The organism is uncultured Veillonella sp. (genome assembly GCF_900545795.1).
Taxonomy (GTDB): Bacteria; Bacillota; Negativicutes; order Veillonellales; family Veillonellaceae; genus Veillonella_A.
In genome coordinates, this window is sequence record NZ_URAR01000014.1 from 27,001 (window position 1) to 46,414 (window position 19,414).

18 protein-coding genes are annotated in these 19,414 nt (G+C 39.0%); 3 read left to right on the plus strand and 15 right to left on the minus strand.

The genetic code is table 11. From position 1 onward, the window contains the following. Window positions 1-9: 9 nt before the first annotated feature. The 3 genes from QZR90_RS07305 to QZR90_RS07315 form a co-directional block, all read right to left on the minus strand. A complete protein-coding gene (locus QZR90_RS07305) occupies window positions 10-852 on the minus strand; it encodes an MBL fold metallo-hydrolase (protein WP_295790325.1) in 843 nt (280 codons plus the stop codon). A gap of 151 nt (window positions 853-1,003) precedes the next feature. Continuing rightward, window positions 1,004-1,840, minus strand: a complete 837-nt coding sequence (larE, locus tag QZR90_RS07310) for an ATP-dependent sacrificial sulfur transferase LarE (protein WP_295790326.1) — start codon at window positions 1,838-1,840, stop codon at window positions 1,004-1,006. A 97-nt stretch (window positions 1,841-1,937) separates the two neighbouring features. Next, entirely contained in the window at window positions 1,938-3,080 is a 1,143-nt protein-coding gene (locus QZR90_RS07315) for a RuBisCO large subunit C-terminal-like domain-containing protein (protein WP_295790327.1), read from the minus strand. A 243-nt stretch (window positions 3,081-3,323) separates the two neighbouring features. On the opposite strand from QZR90_RS07315, the gene QZR90_RS07320 reads away from it, so the two are divergent. Beyond that, the gene (locus QZR90_RS07320; protein ID WP_295790329.1) at window positions 3,324-4,490 is read left to right on the plus strand and encodes a pyridoxal phosphate-dependent aminotransferase; all 1,167 of its coding nucleotides are present in this window, start codon (window positions 3,324-3,326) and stop codon (window positions 4,488-4,490) included. 181 nt (window positions 4,491-4,671) lie between these two features. Here QZR90_RS07320 and QZR90_RS07325 read toward each other — a convergent pair whose 3' ends face one another. From QZR90_RS07325 to QZR90_RS07345, 5 genes are all read right to left on the minus strand, one after another. Further along, window positions 4,672-5,085 carry a flavodoxin gene (locus QZR90_RS07325; RefSeq protein WP_295790330.1) on the minus strand — a complete coding sequence of 138 codons (414 nt, stop codon included), beginning with the start codon at window positions 5,083-5,085 and terminating at the stop codon, window positions 4,672-4,674. A 15-nt stretch (window positions 5,086-5,100) separates the two neighbouring features. Beyond that, window positions 5,101-5,670 carry a DUF3793 family protein gene (locus QZR90_RS07330; RefSeq protein WP_295790331.1) on the minus strand — a complete coding sequence of 190 codons (570 nt, stop codon included), beginning with the start codon at window positions 5,668-5,670 and terminating at the stop codon, window positions 5,101-5,103. Window positions 5,671-6,010: 340 nt separating this feature from the next. After that, a complete protein-coding gene (locus tag QZR90_RS07335; RefSeq protein ID WP_295790332.1) occupies window positions 6,011-6,550 on the minus strand; it encodes a hypothetical protein in 540 nt (179 codons plus the stop codon). 61 nt (window positions 6,551-6,611) lie between these two features. Then, window positions 6,612-6,995: a thioesterase family protein gene (locus tag QZR90_RS07340; protein ID WP_295790334.1), complete on the minus strand. Its 384-nt coding sequence runs from the start codon at window positions 6,993-6,995 to the stop codon at window positions 6,612-6,614. A gap of 217 nt (window positions 6,996-7,212) precedes the next feature. Then, complete coding sequence (locus QZR90_RS07345) at window positions 7,213-7,791, minus strand: DNA-3-methyladenine glycosylase I (protein ID WP_295790336.1); 579 nt, start codon at window positions 7,789-7,791, stop codon at window positions 7,213-7,215. A gap of 446 nt (window positions 7,792-8,237) precedes the next feature. Here QZR90_RS07345 and QZR90_RS07350 point away from each other — a divergent pair, with 446 nt between their 5' ends. Together QZR90_RS07350 and QZR90_RS07355 are read left to right on the plus strand one after the other, a co-directional pair. Continuing rightward, window positions 8,238-9,356: a M20/M25/M40 family metallo-hydrolase gene (locus QZR90_RS07350; protein ID WP_295790337.1), complete on the plus strand. Its 1,119-nt coding sequence runs from the start codon at window positions 8,238-8,240 to the stop codon at window positions 9,354-9,356. A gap of 205 nt (window positions 9,357-9,561) precedes the next feature. After that, on the plus strand, window positions 9,562-10,908 hold the full coding sequence (locus QZR90_RS07355; protein WP_295790339.1) for an MATE family efflux transporter: 1,347 nt from the start codon (window positions 9,562-9,564) through the stop codon (window positions 10,906-10,908). A 262-nt stretch (window positions 10,909-11,170) separates the two neighbouring features. On the opposite strand, the gene QZR90_RS07360 is transcribed toward QZR90_RS07355, so the two are convergent. From QZR90_RS07360 to QZR90_RS07390, 7 genes are all read right to left on the minus strand, one after another. Then, window positions 11,171-12,670, minus strand: coding sequence for a DASS family sodium-coupled anion symporter (locus QZR90_RS07360; protein WP_295790341.1), 1,500 nt, complete (start codon window positions 12,668-12,670; stop codon window positions 11,171-11,173). A gap of 421 nt (window positions 12,671-13,091) precedes the next feature. Continuing rightward, window positions 13,092-14,111 carry a cytochrome d ubiquinol oxidase subunit II gene (gene cydB / locus QZR90_RS07365; RefSeq protein WP_295790343.1) on the minus strand — a complete coding sequence of 340 codons (1,020 nt, stop codon included), beginning with the start codon at window positions 14,109-14,111 and terminating at the stop codon, window positions 13,092-13,094. Next, window positions 14,102-15,481, minus strand: coding sequence for a cytochrome ubiquinol oxidase subunit I (locus QZR90_RS07370; RefSeq protein ID WP_295790345.1), 1,380 nt, complete (start codon window positions 15,479-15,481; stop codon window positions 14,102-14,104). The genes cydB and QZR90_RS07370 overlap by 10 nt, the downstream gene beginning before the upstream one ends. Window positions 15,482-15,498: 17 nt before the next feature. Beyond that, window positions 15,499-15,963 carry an Rrf2 family transcriptional regulator gene (locus tag QZR90_RS07375; protein WP_295790346.1) on the minus strand — a complete coding sequence of 155 codons (465 nt, stop codon included), beginning with the start codon at window positions 15,961-15,963 and terminating at the stop codon, window positions 15,499-15,501. A 375-nt stretch (window positions 15,964-16,338) separates the two neighbouring features. Further along, window positions 16,339-17,340 carry an inorganic phosphate transporter gene (locus QZR90_RS07380; RefSeq protein ID WP_295790348.1) on the minus strand — a complete coding sequence of 334 codons (1,002 nt, stop codon included), beginning with the start codon at window positions 17,338-17,340 and terminating at the stop codon, window positions 16,339-16,341. Beyond that, a complete protein-coding gene (locus tag QZR90_RS07385; protein ID WP_295790351.1) occupies window positions 17,333-17,962 on the minus strand; it encodes a DUF47 domain-containing protein in 630 nt (209 codons plus the stop codon). The genes QZR90_RS07380 and QZR90_RS07385 overlap by 8 nt, the downstream gene beginning before the upstream one ends. Window positions 17,963-18,118: 156 nt before the next feature. Further along, a complete protein-coding gene (locus QZR90_RS07390) occupies window positions 18,119-18,616 on the minus strand; it encodes a molybdenum cofactor biosynthesis protein B (RefSeq protein ID WP_295790352.1) in 498 nt (165 codons plus the stop codon). Between the last annotated feature and the right edge of the window lie 798 nt (window positions 18,617-19,414).

Below are 19,414 nucleotides of genomic sequence, written 5' to 3' on the forward strand. Positions count from 1 at the left end.
AAAAACCTCCTAATCTTGTTTAATACTTACAATCTCTTTAGGTTGCCCATGGAAAATTTGCAGGTCAGTGCCTATCGCTAAGCCTTCCTGCTCTAGCAATTTAGAAACTGTATGAGCCACTACAGGCTCCGCATTATTTTTCTCCGAGCGATGCGCCATAATAACTTTCAAATTATCTGGGCGCTTCATCATCAAAAGAGCCTGTGCTGCACTTTCATTGCTTAAATGACCTTCAGCACCGGCTACACGGCGTTTTAAGTCTGCTGGATAAGGACCATAGCGAAGCATTTGAGGATCGTAATTCGCTTCCAATACTAGCAAATTGCTCTCATCCATATGCTTAAGCATGGCATCCTCAACAATGCCTGTATCAGTCATAAATGTAACCTTACAGTCACCACCATAACAGCTAAGACCAATCGGATCTGCTGCATCATGGCTTGTTTTAAATATATCTATATCTAAATCACCAACCGCGATATGGCTGCGAGTCAATTCACATAATTGTTTAAAATTAATAGGCTTTCGCCTTACAATTTCACGCCATGTACCAGCTTTAGTATATACGGGTACATCATATTGTTTTACCAATTGCGCAAGACCATTCATATGGTCCGTATGCTCATGGGTAATAAAAATGCCCGATAATTCATCAGGTCGTAAGCCTACAGCCTTAATTCCCTGCACAATGCGGCGGGCACTAATTCCTGCATCTACCAACAGCAAGGTATTTTTATATGCAATTAAAGTCGCATTCCCCTTACTCCCACTGGCAATGACATGGACGGCCATTTTAGCTTGTAAATCTTCCACAATAACTCCATCTTCTTTATCTAATCTAATATCAATCACTAACTATTAATTACTAATCTAAATATTAACTACTCATCTAAGTATGACTATTAACCACTAAGTTAAACTAGCTATTAACTACTCATCTAACTAGTATAATTTAATCCGGCTTTTAGCCAGTAAACTAATCCTGCTCACCACTCGTTTGCTTCTAACGCTCCTTAGTCAATGATTCCTGTACTTGGCGATTTAAGTTGCCACTTTTAAACGGTTGCAAATCTATGCTCACATAAGTGAATCCTAAATCAGTGAAAAATTGAACGACATTTCGTCTAAACTCCACATCTCCAAACAATGCAAAATCGTCCTCACTCACTTCAATGCGCCCTAAACCTTCATGATAGCGCACGCGCAATGGATTGTGAATATATTGCTGTAAATACGCTTCTCCTGCCTCTATCATGGCTAAGGCATCACCAGTAATTACATGATCATAAGGAACGCGCGTCGCCAAGCAAGGAGAGCTCGGTTTATCCCACACGTCTAAGCCCCACTCCTTCGCCACAGCGCGAATATCTGCCTTCGTGAAGCCATTCTCTAGCAATGGACTCTTCACTACGCCCAATTCTTCAAGGGCGCGCATGCCTGGCCGATAGTCCTTAGTATCATCTAAATTGCCGCCATCTAGAACTTCCTTGATGCCCTGTGCGTTAGCCCAATCAATTAATTGTTGAAAGCGATTCTTCTTACAATAATAGCAACGGTCTTTATCATTGCGCACAAAGTCTTCTAATTCTAATTCATTAATTTCTACAATCGTATGCTTTAATCCAATAGCTTTTGCAAAGCATTTTGCATCTTCAATCTCCTTTGCTGGTAATGTGGGCGAGCTCACCGTAAAAGCTTCCGCCTTATCACCTAACGCACGATGTGCTGCGGCCGCCAAAAATGTACTGTCTACACCACCAGAAAAGGCTATTACAACACTCCCCATAGACTTTAAATCAGCCATAAGGGCGTTCAATTTATTTTGTAATTCTTCAGTCATACTCTCATCTCTCTCTACTGACTTTCAGCATATTTATGATTAAGCTCATTGCACTTCTATGCGCGGCCTAATACTTAAATAGCTCTAAGCCTCTAGCTTAAGCTGTATACACATGATTTCGTAGCATATTAACAAATACCTTCGTATTTTCTTGTAAATCATCACCGCGGCGGAACATATCGCCACCAACTAAAAACATTGTATCCTGCCCATAAGCGTCTAATAATTCAGGCAAGCGTGCTTCGGTCACACCGCCCCCCGGCGATGGACAAGCAGCTTTCATGCCCGCTACAGTTTTAGTACAATAATGATGAATTCGTTGACATGCTTCTTTAGAAAATGTAAAGCGCCCTCCATAGGACACAAAGATCGGCATATCCGCCCCCAATAAACGAGGTAAAAAAGCCATCCATAAATAATCTGCAATCCCACTTACGCCAGGCAAAGCAAAGCCGCCCATAAAAGCAGGATGACTAATTATAGGTAAATTTAAGTTTTTATCAGCGGCTAGACGTTGTAGCCAGCCATAGCCAACTAATGCGGGTGCTACCATCAAGGCTGTAGCGCCTGCTTCTTTCGCCTCATAGGCGCGCTCTAAAATAGCTTCGCCATCAGCGGAAACATTAGCTGCATATAATGTATGTCCACCACTTTGAACATTTGCTTCTTTAATGGCATCTGCACAACGAGCTACGCGTTCTTTAAAAGGAGCAAACGGCTGATTCGTAATACCATGATCATCTTTAATGACATCAGCACCGCCTAAGACATATTGGCGACACATATGAGCCAAGGTATCAACCGATAAGCCCATAGGCTTTATGACAGCTTGTAAAAAGGCTCTGTCTTGAACGCCAGTTAAACTGCGCAATCCGTCCACACCAAATCGCGGACCTCCATAGTGAACAATGAGCGAGTTTGGAAGTTCTATATCTACCACCCAAATATGAGGTTGTAAAGAGGAATTTCCAAATATGACATTGAGCAATTGTGTAGCCTCAAAAGCAGTCGTCTCTATTCCATAGGAAATACGTGCCACATAAAAGCCTGGGCGACTCTTGTCAAGACCTTCAAAGCGCCCTACAACTTGATTCTTCACATCCTCATCCCAAAGAAAATCATAAGGAAATTCTATGGTCTGCTCCACTTGTACAGACCAAGCAATAGCTTTAGCCTCTTCATACGTGGTAGCTTCTATTTCATAAATTACAACAAAACGTTCTGTACATAGAGTTTTCATATACAACTCCTACTATTTCATCTAGATCAATTCATGAAGACTATGAGAAACCGACTTAATTAACTAATACTTCAATTAAATTAGCTTTTAAAAGTCTATACTCTTCAATTAGTTATCGTTTCTATTTTACAAAACTTACGATTAAAATACTACCAAAAAAGAAAATATTCTTTAAAGCCTTTAAACTTTTATGATACACTAAGCAGAAGATACAGTATGTAAACAACAAAGGAGTGACCTCATATGAATTGGGATAAACGGATATCGTATGTAGCTAAACAGCTTCCCCCTTCAGGGATTCGCAAGATTTGGGAAATGGCACTCTCCATGGACAATGTGTTGTCCCTCGGAGTCGGTGAACCCGATTATGCACCACCAGAAAAAGTATTAAATGCTTGTATTTCCAGCATCGAGCGAAAAGAAACAGGTTATACCAGCAATGCAGGCCTATTAGAATTGCGAGCAGCCATTCGCAACTGGTATTACAAGCGTTATGACGTCGATTTTACCGAAAATGAAATCATGCTTACTATCGGCGCTAGTGAAGGCATTGACCTAGCTATGCGCGTTCTTCTCAACGAAGGAGATGAAGTCTTAATTCCCGACCCATCCTATGTGGCATATCCTGCAGAAGTTAAACTTGCTAAAGCAGTCCCTGTTATGGTGCCTACCACTTTAGAGGAAGGCTTTAAAATCACCCCTGAGGCCTTAGAAAAAGCTATTACACCTCGCACGAAGGTTTTACTTATGGGCTACCCAAGCAATCCTACAGGCGCCATTTTAACAAAAAATGAGCTAGAGAAAATTGCCCAAGTCATTATCAAGCATGACCTTATCGTAGTGAGTGATGAAATCTATTCCGAACTTACCTACGGCCAATCACATACTTCCATCGCCTCTTTGCCTGGCATGAAAGAGCGCTGTATTATCCTCAATGGATTCTCTAAGGCCTATGCTATGACTGGCTTGCGCCTTGGCTTTATGTGTGCCCCACAAGAAGTAATAAATCAAGCTTTAAAAATCCATCAATATAGCATTGTAGCTCCTGCCACTCCAGTACAACATGCGGCTGTAGTAGCACTAAATGAATGCGATGATGCTATTGCAGCTATGAGAGAGGAATACCATGCTCGTCGCGATCTCATCGTAGCAGGCTTTCAACGCATGGGACTTCCCATAGCCGTTCCAGATGGTGCCTTCTACGTATTTCCTGATATATCCTCCTGTGGCATGGATGATATGGAATTTGCAGTCCAATTATTACAACAAGAGCATGTAGCTTTAGTGCCTGGTTCTGCTTTTGGCGAATGTGGTCGAGGCCGAATTCGTTGTTCCTATGCCTCTTCTCGAGACACAATCGAAGAAGCCCTTCAACGCATTGAACGCTTTATCAATAAAATCCAAAAGTAGAAAAAGAAAATTTAGAACAAATATATAGTTTTTTCGTCCCCATATATGCAAAAAAGGCAGTGGATTAATCCACTGCCTTTTATATATTCAGTATGTTAAGTCTATTTAAGTATAAGCCAACTCTTCGCCATCATCTAGGCAAATCATAGTAGGCTATATCCTGTAAGCTAAAATTCACTGCTTATGCTTCAGCCAATGCTTTGCCAAGAGCTACGCAATCAGCTTCATCTTCAGGTGCACCTAGTACAGCAAGATTATCAGCTACAATTGTAGCACCAGCGCCTTTTACACGCTCAGCCCAATCGTCAAGCCATGTACCACCCCAGCCATAGGAGCCGAATAGTACTACTTTTTTACCAGATAATTTGCCTTCTAATTCTGTGTAAAATGGTTCAAATTCCATTTCTTCAAGTTGCTCAGCACCCATGTCTGCACAACCTAAAGCGATTTTATCAAAAGCAGCTGCTTCATCAACGGAGATTTCAGAAACAGATTTTACTACTACTTCTTGACCTGCTTCTGCAATACCTTTACCGATTGCTTCTGCCATAGCTGCTGTGTTACCTGTACCAGACCAATAAACTACACCAATCATCTTATTTACCTCCTACTAGCATGCCGTTACGGCTACTAAAGACTCTAATTGTTTACCTTGTAAAAGCTGGGTATGACAGTAATCTCTGCATGCCCGAAAACAATGAAAAGAGTGCATAGCTGACATTGGATTGCCATAAACCTTCCACTCACCACACAATTTATAACCACTTCCTTTATACCGAATAAAAGAGCGTACATCGTGTAATGGATAGCCTAAAAATAGGCCTATTTCATGTGGAAAGTCCGAACGTTTTTCTAGACGTGAACGCAAGCGAGCGAGCCAAAGCTCTAAGGTCTCACCTGGTAAATAGCCATATAATTTTAAAAACGCTAAGTGTTCAGGGCGTCGCAAATACTCTTCTAACATGCGTTTACGAAGCACTAATAACAATCGCCGTTCGTCGCAATGACACAATTCATAGAAAAATAAACCTCTGTCATTAAATTGCTCATTATACTCCGACAAAGCCGTTGTCAAATGTACATTCATATCCCGCGGTATAGCCACAAGATTTGCCACCTTGATTCCCCGTATTGCCGGCGCACAATGATATCCGATAATTGTTTCAATCGAGTTCATCATGATCTACCTGCCTTTTTTCCATTGGTTTCAGGAGAACACTTGCTCTCAAGGCTGTCATACTAGTAAATCCGGATTTAATTAATAGTTTTTCTCAAAAATAATCTTACTATTAATTTGTGAAAAATAATTAAGCTAACTATCTTCTAAACTCATGATACAATCAATAGGCTCTCTTGTCAATAAAAACGATAATAATTTTCATTTATTCTTTTATGTCATAATAACTAGAACAAAATATAATTAAACTATTTAGATACATCAAAAAAGACGCCTCCTATTGCGAAGACGTCTTTTTGAATAACTAATATTCACTGATTCTACTATATGGCTTTTATCTGCTTTATATATTCATTTTTTCTAATATACCTAGATTCTCTAATTCCTTTAACAAGCCTGTTTCTGGATGATAGGTTTTACTTCGACCTTCAAAAACATATTCAATGTCTCTACCACTAGATTCATCATATACAGTAGTTAAGGCTGGTGCTTTATAACAAAGGCCATTCCGAAGCACTACATCACTGCGGCTAATGCGAAAATCACTGGCCTTATCGGTAAATTGATAGGCTCTTAAATGAATGCCGTCAGATTTTACATCAATTAGTTGATAATATACATAGTGAGTAAAGCCCTGTTCATAAAGGCTTTGTGCTTCAAAGAAATGTTGCCGTGCATATTCACGAGTTACATTGGCAGCAGGCCTCACTTTAGGTGCTGGTTCATTATTCACAATGACAGTTGCATCTTTATCTGTTTCCATAATGATGCCCAGGTCATTATAATTGCTAATCCTTATGTCTTCTGCCCCTTGTACCGGTGTAGTACCTACTGAAGCGGCCCATAAAGTAGCGCCTAACAAACTATACCAATGTTTTCTCATGCCCTAATCACCCTTTCGACAATCATACCTCTTTACGTTACCTAATCTAATCCTATGGCATCTATTTCCCTAATTTTGCCATAAACTTTTCATTGTTAATGATAAAACGTTCATGGTCCCCTTGTCCAATAACTTTATCGCCATCATAGGCTATGACTTTATATGAAATACGTCGATTATCAACAGAAATAACTTCTGCTTTTGCCACAATCTCCGCTCCTACGGCGGAAGGCGCATCATGCGTAATAGTCAACTTAGTCCCCACAGTTCCCTCCTGAGGATCTAATTTTCCTTTTAATGCTGCACAAGCAGCCTCTTCCATTAAGGCACACATAGCAGGTGTAGCAAATACTTCTAAAGCACCACTCTTCATCGTTTTTGCCGTATTGGCTGCACTAACTTTTACCGTTGCAGTGCCCACTAAACCAGCTTCAATGGTATTCATATATCCTCCTAAATTTAATAATTCCGTTCATCTCTTTAATGCTTTGTATTTTAAATTTTTAACGCTCTAGTACTTTTAATAAATCGCTAATACTTTTGCCAACTATCCTCTTGAACATAACACGCTTGAACAAAGCTCCCTTGAATACTTAGATTTTAATAAAAACAAATTCTAATCTTTATGTTTTTATCACGACCATGAGACTTTTACTATGCCCCTATTCACCAGATATAATTTGGTGGTACTGCGGACAAGTTTTAATATGATCGTTGACCACGCCAATAGCTTGTAAGAAAGCATATACTATAGTTGGCCCTACAAAAGTAAATCCACGCTTCTTCAAATCTTTACTAATTACTTCTGCTAAAGTTGTAACACCTGGTACTTCATCTTGAGTCTCCCAATGCCCATGTATGACTTCACCATTCGTAAAGCTCCAAATATAAGCATCAAAACTACCATATTCTGCTTGCACCTTCAAAAAGGCTTGAGCATTTTTTCTAAGTGAGGCAATTTTTAACCGATGACGTATAATACCAGGATTTTCTAATAAGCTCGCTTCTTTCTCCGCATCATAATGCGCTAGCTTTTCTATATTAAATTGATCGAAGGCCTCACGCATTGATTCTCGCCGCTTTAAAACCATGGTCCAAGTTAAGCCTGCTTGCATAGTCTCTAAAATTAAAAATTCAAATAAAGTCTGATCATCATGAACAGGACGCCCCCACTCTGTATCATGATATACTCGCTCTTCAGGGCTCCGATTAGCCCAAATGCAAAGAATTGGCTCAGTCATATAGTTCTCCTTATTAATTATATTGTAGTGCATTACTTTACCTATAAATTATGCCGCTCCTATCGTAGGAACCATATCTGCCCGTATTATACCATAGAATCATCTTTCATTTTTAGAATAATTATTTTTACTTTTTATCATAAATTGGTGGCTTTTTTTTTAATTTTAACGTATCATAGAAGTAATGAATGACCATTTAATATGGAATAATACAAGCGCTTTGTCTATTGTGAAAACACTTTAATTCAGGTCAAATGGATTTTCTTCATATAACCTTAATCTTGCACAAAAAGACAACTTTTGTATTATCCTTTTCCTACAAACCAGAGCAAACTTTATACAAAATATAGCTATTTCGTACATTCATTTTGTATTGGTTTAAATCAGTTTGTAACTGTGTATTAATGTTGTAACTGTTTGTATCTATTTGTAAAGGAGTGCCATTTATGATTAATGAAGAACGCGTATTGAAAGAGTTTTTAGAGTTTATTCAAATCCCTTGCTCCAGCTTCAAAGAGCGCGAAATTGCTGATATTTTAATTAAACGCCTTTCCGACTTAGGCTTCTCTATTGAAGAAGATGACGCGGGCAAAAAACTTGGTGGCGACACTGGTAATATTGTAGCCACTCGCAAAGGCAATATTGCATCTGCTCCTATGATTATGTTAACCGCTCATATGGACTGTGTAGAGCCATGTACTAATGTTAAACCTCAGATTAAAGATGGTTTAATTACAACTGACGGCACTACTATTCTTGGTGGCGATGACAAAGCTGGCGTAGTAGCTATTTTAGAAGCTTTACGTGTGATTGAAGAAAAGCAATTACCTCATGGAGACCTTCAAGTAGTATTTACTATTGCAGAAGAAAAAGGCGTACAAGGTTCTAAAAACATGGATGCTTCCTTACTAAAAGCAAAACATGGCTTTACCTTTGATACCTCTGGTTCTCCAGGCCGTATTGTGCGCAAAGCACCAGGCCAAAACAAATTAAAATTAGTTGTTACTGGTAAGGCTGCGCATGCTGGTAATGCCCCTGAAAAAGGTGTTAACTCCATTATCGCAGCAGGTAAGATTTTGGCAAAATTCCCTCAAGGCCGCATCGATGATGAAACTACTTGTAATATCGGTACCATTACAGGTGGTAGCGCTACAAATGTGGTAGCAGAAACAACAACAGTTATGCTTGAAGCTCGTAGCCGTGTAAAGAGCAAATTAGATAAACTTACACAAGATATCGTAGCTATTTTTGAAGAAGGCGGCAAAGAAACCGGTACGCAAGTAGAAGTTACTGTATTGCCAGCCTATGATCCATTTGATTTAGCAGAAGATTGCGAAACAATTCAAATCGCTAGCAAAGCAGCTGAAAAACTTGGCTTCCCTGTAAATGTTGTAGAGTCTGGCGGCGGCAGCGATGCAAGCTTCTTTAATGCCTTTGGCGTTCCTACTACGGTTCTCGGCGTAGGCATGACAAATGTACACACAAAGAATGAGTGCATCTTAGAAAAAGACCTCTATGATTCCGCACGTCTAGCACTTCAAATTATCCAAGAAGTAGCTAAGTAATTCATCTACATACACTCCTATCCAAAAACAAAAATTAGACAAGTTCAGTAACTCATGTTACAATAGCAAAATAAGTTAGTAATTACATATTTATTTGTGCTTATTTTTGTCGCCGGATAAAAATAAAAAAGCATCAAAGCATCTGTCGTAGGCCATAGAAGATAGATGATTTGGTGCTTTTTTTGATGAAAGGATTGACTTAGCTATGAATCACTATGCAACACTGAAAGATAAAATTTTCTATTTCATAAAACTTACTATTCCCGTTATTTTAACCCAATTTGCTATTACAGGTGGCTCGTTTATATCCATTGTGCTAACTGGACAATATAGCACTGTAGACTTAGCAGGTATCTCCGTAGGTTATAATATTTGGGTTGCCTGCTTTTATGGTATATCCGGTATTTTACTGGGCCTTCTCCCTATTATTGCTCAATTGCGGGGCGCTCAAAAAGTAGACCGCATCCCTACGACGATTATGAACGGCTTTTATGTGGCAACTATTTTAGCAACTATCCTAATTTTAAGTGGTGTACTTGGCCTCAAACCTCTATTAGAGCATTTAGAGTTAGAACCAGCGGCCTATAATATCTGCATTCAATATATGACAGCTATCGGGGTGGGACTCTTGCCTTTAATCTGGACTTGTACCTTGCGAAACACTGTAGATAGTCATGGCTATACGCGATATTCTATGTACATTATGCTTACTGGACTTACCTTACATATTCTCCTTGATTTTGGCTTAGTCCTAGGCTACTTTGGCCTCCCTGCTTTAGGTGGTGTCGGTGCTGGCATCGCTACAGCCGTTGCGTATTGGTTCAACTGCTTAGCCTTTTTAGCCTTGCTCATGTGGGGCAAACCATTTAAGCAGTACCAATTATTTCGCACGTGGATTAAACCTGAGTTCATTTATATTAAAGAGCAATTTTCTATCGGCATTCCCATCGGACTTGCCATATTCTGTGAAAGTAGTATCTTCAGTGTAGCTGGCCTTGTGATGACGCAATATGGTACTGAAATCATTGCCGCCCATCAAGCAGCCAATAGCTTTGCCAGTCTCTTCTATGGTTTCCCTCTCAGTATTAGCACCGCCGCTACTATTGCAGTAGGCTATGAAGTGGGCGCCAAAGCCTTTGATGAGGCAAAATCCTACTCATATATAGCACGGGGCCTTGCTATTCTAGTGGCTATTTGTGTCAGCGCCTATACATTCACCCATTTAGATCAAATTGCAGCACTCTATACCAATGATCTTAACATGGTCGATTTAATTGGCACCTTCTTAGCCTATGCGGTTTTCTTTACCGTAATCGATGCCTTTGGCACTCCTTTGCAAGGCATTTTACGTGGCTATAAGGACGTTAAAATTATTTCTACCATAGCCATTGCCTGTTACTGGGGGGCTAGTGTACCGATTGCAGCATTCTTTATGTATGTACTCGATTGGGGCCCCTATGGTGTTTGGATGGGACTATTAGGCGGGGTTCTCATTGCAGCTCTAGGTTACTTATGGCGCACTTGGTACATACAAAATAAACGCTTCGCCTAATTCTAAGCATTCTGTTTTATCCTATAGCCCACATTTTATTAACCAAACAATTATTACTTATAAAAAAGCTACCGTATCAACTACGGTAGCTTTTCTCATACTATATATTCCTTTTTTATTTCTTCTTAAAAATATATCTATGTATTTTTCTTATGTAATGTATAGCTAGATATTTTTTCTTACATAATTTATCCCGATGTATTTTGCGACTTAATATCGTAAGTGACTCGTATTATAAAAGTCATCTTAAAACATCTTCTAATTATACGAATCCAATCCAGTGCCAGTAAGTAGAGGCCATAACTAATAACATTACATAGCCAATAATAGTAATTGGAATCCCTGTTTTCATAAATGTCTTTACGTCGAAAGTACCCGAGCTATACGCCACCATCCCTTGAGGTGAGTTAACTGGTAAAATAAAGCCAAAGCATACAGAGAACTGCGCAATTACAGTTAAACCTACTGGGTTCATACCAGAAATATGAACGGCTTGCACAATGGATATTACAATTGGAATCATCGCTGAAGCTAATGCTGTTGCTGAAGCAAAACCTAAATGAATCGCGATTAAGAATAAAGTAATTGTTCCTAAAAGAGCAAATACTGATAAGGTTTCAAGCGTAAACATATGAATAAACGCATTCGCAAGCCAAGTAGCTGCTTTTGTTTTTAATAAAGCGGTACCAAGACTAATGCCAGCCCCGAACATTACGATGGAGCCCCAGTCGATCCGACTTTGTGCATATTTCCAATCAATAATACCAATGCCTGGCATCAAGAAAATAGCAATAGCAACGATGGTTGTTGTGGACGTATCATATTTATGAAGATGTCCACCAGTAGCCCAGAAGCCTAATAAAATTACGGATAAGCATAATAATTTCTTTTCATTAAAGCTCATAGGACCTAATTCACTAAGATGTCTTTGTAGTTCAAGTTGAGCACCTCTTAAATCGACTTCATCAGGTTTTAAGAGCTTCATAGACAAGAAATAGTAAATTACAATCATAATCAAAGAAAATGGTGCCGCTACTAGTAGCCAATCAAGCCAAGACACGGTAGTGTTCAATTGTTGGGAAATAAAACCTACTGCTACTAGGTTTTGTGCTGCAGCAGTTTGTACCATTATATTCCATAATGTATCGGCCTGTGTCGCCCCTACCATGAGTAAAGCTGCTAATTTACTTTGACGATTAATACCTAAACTGTCTAAAATACCTAAAATAATTGGCACTAAGCAAGCTAAACGAGCCGTAGCACTAGGTACAAAGAAAGCAAGAATAAAACCTGTAAAAATAACGCCCATATAAATATGGCTTGTCTTTGTACCGATGCGGGATAATACATTGAGCGCAATGCGTCGATCTAAGCCCGTCTTAGTCATAGCCACCGATATGAACATGGCTGCTGCTACTAGCGCCCAAGCTGGTGTAGAATAGCCAGAAATAGCAATTTTTAATGCATTACTAGTACCTAATAGTTTAGCAGGCGCATCAATATTTGGTGCTGTACCAAGAAATACAGCCGTCAAGGCCGTCAATAGTGTAGCACTCACGGGATAGGAAACCGCACTGGTAATCCACATTACAATGGCAAAGAAAAGTATAGCAATCATGCGGTGTCCAGCGGTAGATAAATCACTTGGTGTTGGCAAGCACAAGATTCCTATGAGAACTAAAAAGCTAATGATTAAGCTTATATGCCGGTTCTTCTTCGGTTGCTGTACTGCTGGAGGGGTGGTTGCGATAGGTTTTGTCATATTCATCATCTCACTTTCTAACGTGAAATTCGGCCTCTAGGACTAAGTAAAATACTGTCTCCCCTTTCGTCAGTATTTTATTAGAGCTGTTGGTAAAATCTCTACTGAGTCACTAAATAATTAGTATCGCAAAACTAACTAAAGCAGTATATTACTACTTACTAAATATATTCGACAATCTATAAACAATACCTTTTATATTTTTTTCAAGTTTCACAATTTCAGCTTCTGGAACAAAGGGCATGAATTAAATAGTTCATTAACTTGATTTTTCTATAATATTTAAATCAATCTCTGTCACCGCGAACAAATAAATTTCCCACACTATATTACCAGTAATCTTTTTAATGCATAGCATAAAAAAGTGGCATGAAAACATAATTATGTCTTCATGCCACTTTATATTTAAGCGACTATTTTATTAATAGTGTAAATCATCAGCACCTACACGATGACGGAACGTCCAGTAAGTCCATCCTTGGTAAATCAATACGATTGGTACAAAGATAAGAGCTACAATAGTCATCAATGTTAATGTGTAAGTAGAAGATGCTGCATTGGTAACAGTCAAGCTATAGCTTGGATCTAGGCTGGACACCATAATACGAGGGAACAAGCCTGCAAAGTATGCCGCAGTAATAGAGATGATAGTTAGAACACTGAAAGTGAAGCCCCAACCAACACGACGCATACGAGTTAAAATCCAAGAAATAATGAAGAACACAATAGCTGCACCATAGCAAACCATAGCTAATGTGCTATTGAATAAATCAGTGTATACATAAGTTGCACCCACTAATACTAAAGCACCGACAGCTGTAATTACGCCTTCTACTAATGCAGTTGCACGAGCGCGTTCAGAAATATCTCCTAAAGTTTTAAGAGATGTATAAAGCGCCCCGTGGTAAACGAATACTAAGATGAACGCAATACCACAAAGAATTGTGTAAGGGCTTAATAAATCAAAGAAGCCACCTACAAAGTTCATATTGCCATCAATTGGAGTACCTTGAATCAAGTTACCTACGGTAACACCCCAAAGAAGAGCTGGAATCAAAGAACCAAAGAAGATGCAATAATCAAAGGTTTTACGCCATGCAAGGGATTTATCTTTACTGCGGAATTCAAAGGCAACGCCACGAGCAATAAGAGCAGCTAGCATTAAGAATAAAGCAAGATAAAAACCACTAAACAAAGTCGCATATACATGAGGGAAGGAAGCGAATGTAGCACCACCAGCGGTAATCATCCACACTTGGTTACCATCCCAAACAGGACCTACAGTATTAATCATTTGGCGGCGTTCTACGTCATTTTTACCAAGGAATGGTAATAAGATACCTACACCATAGTCAAAACCTTCTAAAACGAAGAAACCAGCAAATAGAACACATACGAGGATAAACCATACTACTTCTAGATTTTGTAGAATTATTTCCATAATGCTGCCTCCTCTCTAACATCATGAGATGGATTGCCTTCTGGACCTTTTTTAATGTGTTTTACAGCAAGGTAAAGTGCAGCAATAGCAGCCAATACATATACAGCTGTGAAACCAATAATGGTAGTTAGAATTTCATTAGCAGTTACTGTTGGAGATACGCCAGCTGCTGTTTTTTGTAAACCATATACCAACCAAGGTTGACGGCCCATTTCAGCTACATACCAACCACTCGCATTCGCAATGTATACGAAAGGCAACATCCAGAATACAGTTTTAAGCATAGGACGGGATGTTTCAAGTTTACCAGCGCGGTTCATTGCATACGCAACGATAGCGACTAATAACATTAACATGCCAGAGAATACCATGGCACGGAAAGTCCAATACATGGAAGTTACATGTGGAACATAATCTCCAGGACCATATTTAGCTTCATCAGCTTTTTGAAGATCCTTCATACCTTTTACTTCGCCATTGAAGTCATCAGTTGCTACAAAACTTAATACTTTAGGGATTTCGATAAAGCTATTAGTTGTTTGATTTTTTTCATCAATCGTAGCAAACATACTGAAAGAAGCACCTTGAGTTGTATCCCAAAGACCTTCTACAGAAGCGATTTTCATAGGTTGTACTTTAGTTACATATTGGCCATGTAAGTGACCTGCACCAGCTACTAAAATACCACCAATAATGGAGAATACTAAGCCCCATTTCATGGAGCGTTTGTAAAAGTCTAATGCATTATTGCGTAAAATATGCCATGCACTAATAGATGCGATAATAACACCAGCAGTTAATAGGCCATCTGTAAAAATATGACCAAATTGACCAGGTACATAACCATTTGTCAAGATTGCACCAAAGCTTTCCATTTCAGCACGGCCATTGCGAATTACAAAGCCTACTGGGTTTTGCATGAAAGAGCTAGCTACTAAAATCCAGAATGCAGACAAATTAGTACCGATTGCTACAAGCACTGCTACTACAGCATGAGCTTTTGCAGAGAGGCGATCCCAACCAAAAATCCAAGCGCCCATAAATGTGGACTCAAGGAAGAAGGCAGTTAGCGCTTCTAATGCAAGAGGTGCACCAAAGATATCACCCATAAAACGGGAATATTCAGACCAGTTCATACCAAAGTGGAACTCCTGAACGATACCTGTTACAACACCCATGGCAAAATTGATTAAAAATAATTTCCCCCAGAACTTTGCCATTTTTTTGTACACTTCATTTTTTGTTGATACATAGGCAATTTCCATGCAAGCAACAACTACTGTCATCCCCAGTGTCACTGGAACGAACAGCCAATGATAGATCGATGTCAACGCAAATTGCAATCGAGCTAACATAATTGCATCCATCATATTAATACCTCCTCACATTAACAATTGCGCCCTTGCGCCTTCGATGGACATCCTCGCTTTAAATGAATTTCTCGTTCACGTTTAGCCAAGGTTTCAAAATCTACTGCCTTCAGTTCAGTAATAAGATTCTTTTGTATATGACAAAAGCTTTCTTGTACTGCACAACTGCCATGACATCCACGGGAACAGGTTTCATTATCATAGAGACAGCGCTGCAAATATGTAGCGCCCTCCACCGCTTCTATTACATCAAATAATGTAACTTCATTCGGCTTCTTTGCTAAAGCAAACCCGCCATCAACTCCACGGAACGAACGCATAATACCGCTGGCAATAAGAGGTCTCATAATTTTTAATAAGAACCGATCGGGTATTTTCTGAGCCTTTGCCAGTTCACTACCTGTTATTTTCGTTCCGTTAGGCAATAGTGCCATATGTAAAACCATGCGAAATGCATAGTCTGTGGCCGTGTTCAATTTCATTGTTATTCTCCCTACCTAATCACGATTTCTAAAACCGAACTATTTCGAAATATTTCGATTTCATTTGAATATTTTGTACATAACAAAAATAGTATACTTTCTGTTTATAAAAAAATGCTCATAAGTTGAGCATTTTTCTATTCTCAAGTACATTATAGACAATCTAGTCAGTAAATGCAATATAATCTTGTATATTCATTCAGTTTTAGTACTATGTAACAATGAGCCATCGGTTTAATTCCTACTATATTAATGAGAATAAGAATGCAATATTGCCCCTCAAATATGCATTTAGCTTAGCTAGTATTCAACTATTTGCTAAAGTAAATTCTACATAATTGAGTACACAATACGAAGCAGTCTCACTCTATCTATCTAAATAATAGAAATTATTCCTTGAATAACTGCGTACGCTACAGCGGACATCAGAGCACTCAATGGAATGGTCACAAACCAGGCCATAACCATGGAACGTGCTACGCCCCAGTTAACAGCTTTTACGCGTTTTGCAGTACCAACCCCCATAATGGAGCCACTTACTACATGAGTTGTAGAAACTGGCAAATGAAGGAATGTAGCCGTAAAAATTGTAATAGCAGAGTTTAAATCTGCCGCAAAGCCATTAATTGTTTCGAGTTTAAAAATCTTATTCCCCATTGTGGAGATAATACGCCAACCACCAGCAGCAGTCCCTAATGCCATAGCAGCAGCACAAGAAAGTTTAACCCAAGTTGGTACATCTAATGTGTCAATATAGCCACCACTGAGCAAAGTTAATGTAATAATACCCATAGCTTTTTGAGCATCATTAGAGCCATGTGAAAAGGCCATCAAGGTAGCTGATAATAATTGCATATTGCGGAAGCTATCATTTAAAGCAATTGGCGAAAAACGGCCGAATAACAATAATAATACATTCATAATAATATAGCCGAATACCATAGCAATGATAGGTGATAATACAAGGGATAAGAAGATTTTACCAATCCCTGCAAAGTTAAGTGCCTCATAACCAACTGATATCATAACGGCCCCTACTACACCGCCAATCAAGGCATGGGAGGAGGAACTCGGAATACCATACCACCAGGTAATAAGATTCCACGCAATAGCACCTAATAAAGCCGCACTAATTACTTCTGCATTAATGAGGCTCGGGGAAATGACCAAGTCACCACCGATTGTCTTTGCAACGCCCGTACTAACAAGAGCACCAGCAAAGTTTAAAACGGCAGTCATCATAACCGCTTTTTGCGGCGAAATAGCTCTCGTTGATACAGATGTTGCAATAGCATTTGCTGTATCATGGAAGCCATTAATATAATCAAACGCAAGGGCTAGAAACACAACTAGCCACACCAACCAATGATCAAGCATACTTCAACACAACCCGGCGGAATGTGCCAACCAAATCCTCACAGCCATCAATTACATCTTCAATAGAATTGAGGATTTCCTTCCATTTAATAAGCTCAATAGGATCAGTGCAATCTTTGAACAAAGTAGCCATTTCTTCATGGTAAACACCATCAGCTACTTCTTCTAAACGCAATACTTCGAGTACGCGACCTTCTACTTTAACATGATTCTTCTTCAAGCTGTTCATATACGAAATAGATTTAGTAATATGTTTTAAACATTTTCGTACGATTTGAATGAGCTTTACCGCCCCTTCATTAGGCTTCCCTACATGATACATGCACATCTTATCCATGATGTCTTTCATGCTGTCAATCGTGGTATCTAATTGCGAAATTAGCAATTGAATATCCTCACGATCCATAGGGGTAATAAAGGTAGAACGTAATTTTTCCACGGTTTCATTAACTAGTATATCTGCTTCTTTTTCTTTCGCATCAATAACTGCTAATGCTTCTTCCTTGGTTACTTCACCTTCAAATGCTTGTTCCATAATAATAGCCGCTTCATGACATAATTCCGCATGACTATTTAAAAGGTTAAAAAATTTTTCCTCTTTGCTTTTTAAATGAAAAGCCATAGTATCCTCCAAAACCTATGCTGGACCATTAGTAACTAATGAAAAGTAAATTTACATACTCAATAATTATAGCATATCAACAATGGATTTACCATAATTCGTAAGTTGCAAAATACATATATTCTTATGCTTTCTATATGAAATCCACAACAAAGACTATTTATTTACTTCAAATACGAGATGTTTTATCTCCGGTAAAATTAAGCGATTCATCCCTAATGTAACCGCTCCCACAGAGCCTGGTAAAGCGAAAATCAGTACATTATTTGCTACCCCAGCTATAGCTCTAGAAGCTAGTGCTTTAGTGCCAATATCTTCTGTAAAGCTCAAATATCTAAAAATTTCTCCAAACCCGGGGATTTCTTTTTCAATTATATCACCTACGGCCTCGATGGTCACATCTCGTTTGGCAATGCCTGTGCCACCAGTTAGAATGATAGCATCTAAATCCTCTACTGCAATCCAACGATTCATAACTTCAATAAGTTTCAATGCATCATCAGGTAGCAAGGTTCGTACTTTTACAATATGATCGTCTGCCTCGGCTAAACGAACTACTGTATCGCCTCCTTTATCAGTTTCAGCTGTTCTCGTATCTGATACCGTTATAACCCCCAGAACTAAAGGGCGTTCATTTACTTGCTGTAATGACATCGTGCTGCTATCCTCCATTTCATTAATCATATATATAGTATACCACGTTACACCTTTTGCCCCTAACTATTTAGTAAAAAATATATAAAAAGCCGACTAATTTATTAAGATAACCTTTTAAAAATAATATTATTATCTTAGGTTTACTTTTCTAGTCTGTAAAAATGCTTTTGCCACATTGGCTAAGTACAATCTTATACAATACAAAATCTCATATATATAAGAAAAAGGCCATACTATTGAGTATGACCTATATAATGGTAACTTACTGTTCGGATGCTGGCTATTCTTCTCCGAAGAATCGTACGCCCGAACTACGCGATTCACTCTAATTTATTCGTCGCTATCGCTCCTCTAAATTAGGTTCACTGCGTATCCCAACGCCGCTTCTATTGTGCTTAGAACATAGAGATACTTCTACTTTCCTTGGCTGGAAGCGGTAAGTACGTGGTTACTTTGCGACTTCCTGCTCAGTGGCTGTGGATTTCTCTGCGTCTTCCTGTTCGGATGCTGGCTATTCTTCTTCGAAGAATCGTACGCCCCGAACTACGCGATTCACTCTAATTTATTTGTCGCTATCGCTCCTCTAAATTAGGTTCACTGCGTATCCCAATGCCGCTTCTATTGTTCCTAGAACATAGAGATACTCCTACTTCCTTGGCTGGAAGCGGCTAACAATATAGTAAGGCTTTAATATAAAAATAAGAGGTCATGTCTTTCGACATAACCTCTTATTTTTAGTTAATCAGCGACTTCCTATCCTCCCAGGCCGCTTCCAGCCAAGTACTTTCGGCGTTT

Excerpts from the sequence above, each read along its gene's own strand:
- larE (WP_295790326.1), bottom strand. The coding sequence starts at position 1,840 with ATGACTGAAGAATTACAAAATAAATTGAACGCCCTTATGGCTGATTTA.
- QZR90_RS07315 (WP_295790327.1), bottom strand. The coding sequence starts at position 3,080 with ATGAAAACTCTATGTACAGAACGTTTTGTTGTAATTTATGAAATAGAA.
- QZR90_RS07320 (WP_295790329.1), top strand. The coding sequence starts at position 3,324 with ATGAATTGGGATAAACGGATATCGTATGTAGCTAAACAGCTTCCCCCT.
- QZR90_RS07325 (WP_295790330.1), bottom strand. The coding sequence starts at position 5,085 with ATGATTGGTGTAGTTTATTGGTCTGGTACAGGTAACACAGCAGCTATG.
- QZR90_RS07330 (WP_295790331.1), bottom strand. The coding sequence starts at position 5,670 with ATGATGAACTCGATTGAAACAATTATCGGATATCATTGTGCGCCGGCA.
- QZR90_RS07335 (WP_295790332.1), bottom strand. The coding sequence starts at position 6,550 with ATGAGAAAACATTGGTATAGTTTGTTAGGCGCTACTTTATGGGCCGCT.
- QZR90_RS07340 (WP_295790334.1), bottom strand. The coding sequence starts at position 6,995 with ATGAATACCATTGAAGCTGGTTTAGTGGGCACTGCAACGGTAAAAGTT.
- QZR90_RS07345 (WP_295790336.1), bottom strand. The coding sequence starts at position 7,791 with ATGACTGAGCCAATTCTTTGCATTTGGGCTAATCGGAGCCCTGAAGAG.
- QZR90_RS07350 (WP_295790337.1), top strand. The coding sequence starts at position 8,238 with ATGATTAATGAAGAACGCGTATTGAAAGAGTTTTTAGAGTTTATTCAA.
- QZR90_RS07355 (WP_295790339.1), top strand. The coding sequence starts at position 9,562 with ATGAATCACTATGCAACACTGAAAGATAAAATTTTCTATTTCATAAAA.
- QZR90_RS07360 (WP_295790341.1), bottom strand. The coding sequence starts at position 12,670 with ATGACAAAACCTATCGCAACCACCCCTCCAGCAGTACAGCAACCGAAG.
- cydB (WP_295790343.1), bottom strand. The coding sequence starts at position 14,111 with ATGGAAATAATTCTACAAAATCTAGAAGTAGTATGGTTTATCCTCGTA.
- QZR90_RS07370 (WP_295790345.1), bottom strand. The coding sequence starts at position 15,481 with ATGATGGATGCAATTATGTTAGCTCGATTGCAATTTGCGTTGACATCG.
- QZR90_RS07375 (WP_295790346.1), bottom strand. The coding sequence starts at position 15,963 with ATGAAATTGAACACGGCCACAGACTATGCATTTCGCATGGTTTTACAT.
- QZR90_RS07380 (WP_295790348.1), bottom strand. The coding sequence starts at position 17,340 with ATGCTTGATCATTGGTTGGTGTGGCTAGTTGTGTTTCTAGCCCTTGCG.
- QZR90_RS07385 (WP_295790351.1), bottom strand. The coding sequence starts at position 17,962 with ATGGCTTTTCATTTAAAAAGCAAAGAGGAAAAATTTTTTAACCTTTTA.
- QZR90_RS07390 (WP_295790352.1), bottom strand. The coding sequence starts at position 18,616 with ATGTCATTACAGCAAGTAAATGAACGCCCTTTAGTTCTGGGGGTTATA.